The organism is Afipia sp. OHSU_II-C1 (genome assembly GCF_000497575.1).
GTDB lineage: Bacteria > Pseudomonadota > Alphaproteobacteria > Rhizobiales > Xanthobacteraceae > Afipia.
Map to the genome: position 1 here is coordinate 127149 of NZ_APJI01000007.1, position 7440 is coordinate 134588.

The 7440-nt window shown below is 61.8% G+C and carries 6 protein-coding genes and 1 pseudogene; all 7 read left to right on the forward strand.

All coding sequences use genetic code 11. The annotated features are described in order from the left end of the window. The first annotated feature begins 33 nt into the window (after window positions 1-33). Entirely contained in the window at window positions 34-1275 is a 1242-nt protein-coding gene (locus tag I554_RS0108845; RefSeq protein ID WP_024578133.1) for an MFS transporter, read from the forward strand. Between the two features lie 331 nt (window positions 1276-1606). After that, a complete protein-coding gene (locus tag I554_RS0108850; protein WP_024578132.1) occupies window positions 1607-2428 on the forward strand; it encodes an outer membrane beta-barrel protein in 822 nt (273 codons plus the stop codon). 158 nt (window positions 2429-2586) lie between these two features. Beyond that, window positions 2587-3414 (forward strand): outer membrane beta-barrel protein, encoded by an 828-nt coding sequence (locus tag I554_RS0108855; RefSeq protein WP_024578131.1) that lies wholly within the window; start codon window positions 2587-2589, stop codon window positions 3412-3414. Between the two features lie 111 nt (window positions 3415-3525). Next, window positions 3526-4104, forward strand: coding sequence for a glutathione S-transferase family protein (locus tag I554_RS0108860; RefSeq protein WP_024578130.1), 579 nt, complete (start codon window positions 3526-3528; stop codon window positions 4102-4104). Between the two features lie 171 nt (window positions 4105-4275). Next, window positions 4276-4902, forward strand: coding sequence for a flavin reductase family protein (locus I554_RS0108865; protein ID WP_024578129.1), 627 nt, complete (start codon window positions 4276-4278; stop codon window positions 4900-4902). A 141-nt stretch (window positions 4903-5043) separates the two neighbouring features. Beyond that, complete coding sequence (locus tag I554_RS0108870) at window positions 5044-6216, forward strand: phosphoserine transaminase (RefSeq protein WP_024578128.1); 1173 nt, start codon at window positions 5044-5046, stop codon at window positions 6214-6216. A gap of 123 nt (window positions 6217-6339) precedes the next feature. Next, window positions 6340-7413 (forward strand): annotated as a pseudogene (gene serA, locus I554_RS0108875) (phosphoglycerate dehydrogenase); the annotation flags it as partial. Window positions 7414-7440: the final 27 nt, after the last annotated feature.

Consider the following 7440-nt stretch of genomic DNA (forward strand, 5'->3'; position numbering starts at 1 on the left):
TTCCATTCGATTTTGAATTTGCCGGAAGCTGCCGTGAACAAGCCCGTTATCCTGTCGGAAGACACCCTCGCTGCACCGATCGTTGTCGATGCGCCGCAGGCGCCGCCTGCGACCGCTCCTGCGTTCGCCGTCATCGGCGCCATCAGCTTTTCGCATCTTCTCAACGACCTGATGCAGTCGCTGATTCCGTCGGTCTATCCGATCCTGAAGGATAACTACGCGCTCGACTTCGGCCAGATCGGCATGATCACGCTGGCCTTCATGTTCACGTCATCGCTGCTGCAGCCGCTGATCGGCGCCTATACCGACAAATATCCGAAACCGTTTTCGCTGGCGCTCGGCATGGGCTTCACGTTTGCTGGCTTGATCCTGCTCAGCGTCGCGCATCATTACTGGGTCATCCTGGTGGCGGCCGGTCTGGTCGGCACCGGCTCAGCCGTTTTTCATCCGGAATCCTCACGCATCGCGCGCATGGCGTCGGGCGGCCGTGTCGGCATGGCGCAGTCGGTGTTTCAGGTCGGCGGCAACTTCGGCAGCGCGATCGGTCCGGTGCTGGCCGCGCTGATCGTCGTGCCGTTCGGGCAGGGCAGCATCGCGTGGTTCTCGCTGGTTGCAGCGCTCGCCATCGTGATCCTCTGGCAGATCGGCCGCTGGTACAAACCGCGTGTCGCGCAGCGCAAGAGCGCCCATGCGGTGGCAGGGGAAGAGCGGTCGTCGGCGCGCACGCTCGTTGCGCTGACCGTGCTGATGGTGCTGCTGTTCTCGAAGGCGTTCTACACGGCGAGCATCGGCAGCTACTACACGTTCTTCCTGATCCAGAAGTTCGGCGTCACCACGCAGGCATCGCAGATCTATCTGTTCCTGTTCCTCGGCGCGAGCGCGGTCGGCGTGTTCTTCGGCGGGCCGCTCGGCGATCGCTTCGGCCGCAAGTACGTCATCTGGTTCTCGATCGTCGGTGCGCTGCCGTTCACGCTCGCACTGCCTTATGTCGGCCTGCTCTCCAGCGCGGTGCTGAGCATCCTGATCGGATTCATCATCTCGTCGGCGACGCCCGCGATCATCGTCTATGCGCAGGAACTGATGCCCCATCGCCTCGGCATGATCTCCGGACTGTTCTACGGCATGGCGTTCGGTTTCGGCGGGCTCGGCGCCGCGGTGCTCGGCCAGATCGCGGACTGGAAGGGCATCGACTTCGTCTATCAGGTCTGTGCCTTCCTTCCGGCCATCGGTCTGCTCGCGATTTTCCTGCCGCAGATCAACCGCCACAAGCTCTGATCCGCCTCGTCATTGCGAGGAGCGCAGCGACGAAGCAATCCAGCTTGTCCAAGAATGATTGCTTCGCTTCGCTCGCAATGACGGAAGAGTCTGATGCAGACTTCGCCGCCATTGCGTCAGCATTCCTGACTCATCCGTCAACACATCGTTAGGATTTGCGGCGCGTCGCGACGCGCGCATTGTGTAAATGTTTACCGTCTCGCTTAAGCCGGATTAAAAATCACGGTTAAGAATTAGGGTTAAGTGCCGCTTAAGCATTTGGTGCCATGGTCCGCCCATGAGTTTTGAGCGTGAGGCTTTTGTCTGTCTCACCGGCGAAAGGACCGGACCAATGCGTACTCTGAAGAATCTTCTTGCCGCTGGCGCGGCGACATTCATTTCCTCGGCGGCTCTCGCGGCCGATCTGCCGCCGCCGCCCATGTATGTCCCGCCTCCGGTCGAAGATTTCGGCGGCTGGTATCTGCGCGGCGACATCGGCTTCAGCAATCAGCAGGTCAAGCGCCTCGACAACGCGCTGTACTACACGCCCGGCACCACGGTGCAGAACACCGGCCTCGGCTTCGACAGCGCAGGCATCTTCGGCCTCGGCGTCGGTTATCGCTTCAACAACTGGTTCCGCGGCGACATCACCGGTGAGTATCGCGGCAAGGCTAACTTCCACGGCGTTGACGTCGTGTCGTTCAACGGCGTGCCGAGCAGCACCAACACCTACACCGGCAGCAAGTCCGAGTGGCTGGTTCTGGCCAACGTCTATGCGGATCTCGGCACCTGGTGGTGCATCACGCCGTTCGTCGGCGTCGGTATCGGCGGCTCCGCCAACACCATCTCGGGCTTCACCGACACGGGGCAGCCTGCTCCGAGCCTGGCATTCGGCCCGACCGCGACGAAATGGAATTTCGCCTGGGCCGTGCACGCCGGTCTTGGCTACAAGGTCAATCCAAGCTTGACCCTCGAACTGGCCTATCGCTACGTCGATCTCGGCGACGGCATCACCGGCGACATGTACGCTTGGGACGGCACCAACGCCATCAACAATCCGATGCACTTCAAGAACCTGACTTCGCACGATCTCAAGTTCGGCGTGCGCTGGGCGATCGATCCGGTGCCGGCTTACGCTCCGCCGGTGCTGCCGCCGCTCATCCGCAAGGGCTGATCGGATTTCTTCTCGCTTTGTCTCTCCTGCCAAAACTCAAACGGCGCGGATTTTTCCGCGCCGTTTTTCTTTTGCGCGAGCAGCGCAGCGATAACGAATGATTAGGGTTAACGCGGCATGATCGAACGTAGTTAAGCGTTTATGACGGGAGTTTCGTGATGCGTCGGATCGTGTTGGCGATGATGATGGCGGGAGCCGTGCAGGGGGCGCAGGCCGCCGACTATCCCGAAGATCCGCCGGTCCTGCGCGGAATGCTCCGCGAAAGTCCGCGCTATGTCAGATGGCAAGGCTTCTACGTCGGCGGGCAGGTTGGCTACGGCGCATCCGACATGAATTTCACCGGCTCGAACAGCGCCATGACTGCGAGGCTTCTGGCGAACACGGTCATCGAAAACGGCATGCAGGTGTCGCAGTGGCCGTTGTTCATCGGCAAGGCATCGGACAAGCGATCGGCGTTCGGCGGGTTCGCCGGCTACAATTCGCAGTGGGGCGATGTCGTGGTCGGCGTCGAGGCCAGCTACCTCCACGTCAATTTCAACGGAAACTCAACGGCCTCCGCCTCGCGCATTTCAGGCGCGACGCTGAGTGACGGCAATTTCCACGCGGTAACCGCAACGTCCACCGGTTCGATGGAAATCACCGACATGGGCACGATCCGCGGCCGCGCCGGTTACGTCTATGGAAACTTCCTGCCGTACCTGTTCGGCGGTGTGGCGCTGGGCAATGCCAATATCACCCGCTCCGTCACGGTCACGGATCGCTGGGGCTTGACCCAGGCCGACGCATTGGCGGCTGCGCCTGCCACGGTCAGCGCCAAGGATACCCAGGGCAACCATCTGCTGGTCGGCTATTCGGCGGGCGCCGGTGTCGACATGATGCTGTTCGGCAATATCTTTGCGCGCGCCGAATACGAGTATGTCCGCTTCTCGGGCTCGATCGACACCAATGTCAGCACCGTGCGCGGCGGTCTCGGCTACAAGTTCTGATCGCGCGGTAATCCGAATTGGCTTTTGCGGCTCCTGTCGTTGACAGGGGCCGTTTTGCCTGTTGGGCTGTCGTTCCGTCTGCGGCAGGGCAACCATCGGGAAGGTGCGGTCATGAAGATCTATGGCGATCTGAAATCCGGCAATTGCCTGAAGGTGAAATGGGTGTGCGACAAGCTTTCGCGCCGTTACACCTGGGTCGATGTCGACACCATGAAAAGCGAAAGCCGCACGCCTGAGTTTCTCAGGCTCAACGGCGCGGGGCAGGTGCCGGTGCTCGAACTCGACGACGGGCGCACGCTGGCGCAGTCCAATGCGATCATCCGCTATCTGGCGCGGGGCACCGACCTGATCCCGGCGGAAGCGTTCCTGTCGGCCAAGATGGATGAATGGCTGTTCTGGGAGCAGTACAGCCACGAGCCGTATATCGCGGTCTGCCGGTTTCAGATGGTCTATCTCGGCAAGTCGCTGGGCGATCTTGATCCGGAGAAGGTCAAGCGGGGCTATGCCGCGCTGGCGCTGATGGAGCACCAGCTTCAGAAAACGAAATTCTTCGTCGAGGATGTGTTCTCGCTCGCGGATGTGGCGCTGCTGGCCTACACCCGCGCTGCCCATGAGGGCGGCTTCCATCTCGACGGCTATGACGCGGTCAAGCGATGGATCGGCGAGTCCGAAAAGCGGCTCGGCCTCTAAAGCCGGGCGCGGAAGGACGCCGCAGACCCCCCATGCAAAGCGTCAAGCGGGCTTGTGCGGCGTTGTAAGTTCTAAAAAAGTATTTACTGTCCCCGGCTATTAGACTTGCGAATTGCAAGTTGTTTGAGAACGCAGCGGCGATGCCGATACGGCTTCGCGCGAGGGGGGTCCATGCAGTTCGATTTCGAAGCAATGAAACCCGGCGAGCGTTACAAGCTGCTATTGGCCACCGTATTGCCGCGCCCGATCGCATGGATCACCACGCGCGACGGCAATGGCGCCGTGAATGCCGCGCCGTTTTCGTTCTTCAATGTGTTCGGGTCCGACCCGGCAACCGTCGGCGTCGGCATCGGCAGCAAGGGGCCCCGCGAGCCGAAGGACACCCGCGCCAACATTCGCGCCAACGAGCAGTTCGTCGTGAATCTCGTGCCTTACAGCCTCGCCCAGCAGATGCGGATCACATCGATCGCATTTCCCAAGGGCGTGGAGGAGCCGCTTGAGGCGGATCTGAAACTCGTTCCCTCGGAGCGGGTGGCGGTGCCGCGGATCGCAGCCTCGCCGGTCTCGATGGAATGCACCTTCATGCAGGAGGTGGCGCTCGGCGGCTTCAGCCTTGTGCTCGGCCGTATCCTGATGATTCACGTGCAGGATCACGCCGTGATCGACGCCGCGCGGCAGTACATCGACGCGGAAAAACTCGATCTGATCGGGCGCATGGAAGGCGGCTGGTACACCCGCACGACGGAGCGCTTCGAGATGCCCAATATCCCGCTGGAGGAGTGGCGCAAGCCGGCCTGACCGGCGGCGGGGAGGGCGTCTGCATCCCAGCTTTGTGAATGAAGCCGGGCGAAGTTTCTTGACGAAATCCGAAACCTTCCATATTCACGGCGGCGGGACACCTCCCCCCAACGGGAGGCTAGCTATCTGGAAGGATAGATTATGACTGTAGCGAAGCCCGGCTCAAAGCCGAACGTGCCGCATTTTTCCTCCGGCCCCTGCGCCAAGCGCCCCGGCTGGAACCCCCAAAATCTCAAGGACGCAGCCCTCGGCCGTTCGCATCGTGCGAAGGTCGGCAAGGCGAAACTCAAGCTCGCGATCGAACTGACGCGCGAAGTGCTTGAGGTGCCTGCCGACTACAAGATCGGCATTGTGCCTGCGTCCGACACCGGCGCCGTCGAAATGGCGCTGTGGTCGCTGCTCGGGCCGCGCCCTGTCACCACCATCGCCTGGGAATCCTTCGGCGAAGGCTGGGTCAGCGATATCGTCAAGGAATTGAAGCTCAAGGACGTCGTGAAGCTTCACGCGGGCTATGGCGAGATTCCGGATCTGTCGAAGGCCGACAGGAACTCGGACATCGTGTTCACCTGGAACGGCACCACCTCCGGCGTGCGCGTTCCGAATGCCGACTGGATCAAGGCCGACCGCGAAGGCCTGACCATCTGCGACGCCACCTCCGCCGCGTTCGCACAGCCGCTCGATTGGCCGAAGCTCGATGTCGTGACCTTCTCCTGGCAGAAGGCGCTGGGCGGCGAAGCCGCGCACGGCATGCTGATCCTCTCGCCGCGCGCTGTTGCACGGCTCGAGAGCTACACGCCGCCGTGGCCGTTGCCGAAGATCTTCCGCATGACCAAGGGCGGCAAGCTCAATGCCGGCATCTTCGAAGGCGAGACGATCAACACACCGTCGATGCTCTGCGTCGAGGACTATCTCGATGCGCTGAACTGGGCCAAGTCGGTCGGCGGTCTCAAGGCGCTGATCGCGCGTGCTGACGCCAACACCAAGGTGCTCGCCGACTGGAAGGCGAAGACCCCGTGGGTGGACTTCCTTGCGGCCGATCCGGCGATCCGCTCCAACACCTCGGTGTGTCTGAAGGTGATTGACCCGGCGATCACGGCACTCTCCGCCGATGCGCAGGCGGATTTCGCCAAGAAGCTTGTCGCCGCCGTCGAGAAGGAAGGCGCCGGTTACGACTTCGCGCACTACCGCGATGCGCCCGCGGGCCTTCGCATCTGGTGCGGCGCGACGGTTGAGTCCAAGGACGTCGAGATTCTGACGCAGTGGATCGACTGGGCTTTCGCCGAGACCAAGGCTTCGCTCGCCAAGGCGGCGTAACTTTCCATCACGTTCGATTGTCATGGCCGGGCTTGACCCGGCCATCCATCAAAAAGATGGACCCGCGGGTCAGGCCCGCGGGTGACGTTCAGCAAATGCATCAGCTTTTCAGGATCACATCCCATGACCAAACCAAAGGTTCTCATTTCCGACGCACTTTCCCCGGCCGCCGTGCAGATCTTCAAGGATCGCGGCGTCGAAGTCGATTTCCAGCCGGATCTCGGCAAGGACAAGGACAAGCTCGCCGAGATCATCGGCAACTATGACGGCCTCGCCATCCGCTCCGCGACCAAGGCGACCGCGAAGATTCTCGAGAAGGCCAAGAACCTGAAGGTCATCGGCCGCGCCGGCATCGGCGTCGACAACGTCGAGATTCCCGCCGCCACGGCGAAGGGCATCATCGTGATGAACACGCCGTTCGGCAACTCGATCACCACCGCCGAGCACGCCATCACACTGATGCTGGCGCTGGCCCGCGAAATTCCCGCCGCCGACGCCTCGACCCAGGCCGGCAAGTGGGAGAAGAACCGCTTCATGGGTGTCGAAATCACCGGCAAGACGCTCGGCATCATCGGCGCCGGCAACATCGGTTCGATCGTTGCCGACCGTGCGCTGGGCCTGCGCATGAAGGTGATCGCGTTCGATCCGTTCCTGTCGCCGGAGCGCGCCAAGGACATCGGCATCGAGAAGGTCGAACTCGACGACCTGTTCAAGCGCGCCGACTTCATCACGCTGCACACCCCGCTCACCGACAAGACCAAGAACATCATCGACGCAGCCTCGATCGCGAAGATGAAGCAGGGCGTGCGCATCATCAATTGCGCGCGCGGCGGTCTGGTCGATGAGCAGGCGCTGGTCGATGCCCTGAATTCCAAGCATGTCGCGGGCGCTGCCTTCGACGTGTTCGTGGAGGAGCCGGCCAAGACCAACGTGCTGTTCGGTCATCCGAATGTCATCTGCACCCCGCATCTCGGCGCCTCCACTACGGAAGCGCAGGAGAACGTCGCGTTGCAGGTCGCCGAACAGATGTCGGATTACCTGCTGACCGGCGCGATCTCCAACGCCGTCAACTTCCCCTCGATCACCGCGGAAGAAGCGCCGAAGCTGAAGCCGTTCATCGAACTCGCCGAAAAGCTCGGCTCGTTCGCGGGCCAGCTCACCGAAACCGGCATCACCAAGGTCACGATCACCTATGAACCCACATTCCCCAAGTAAATCGCTGAT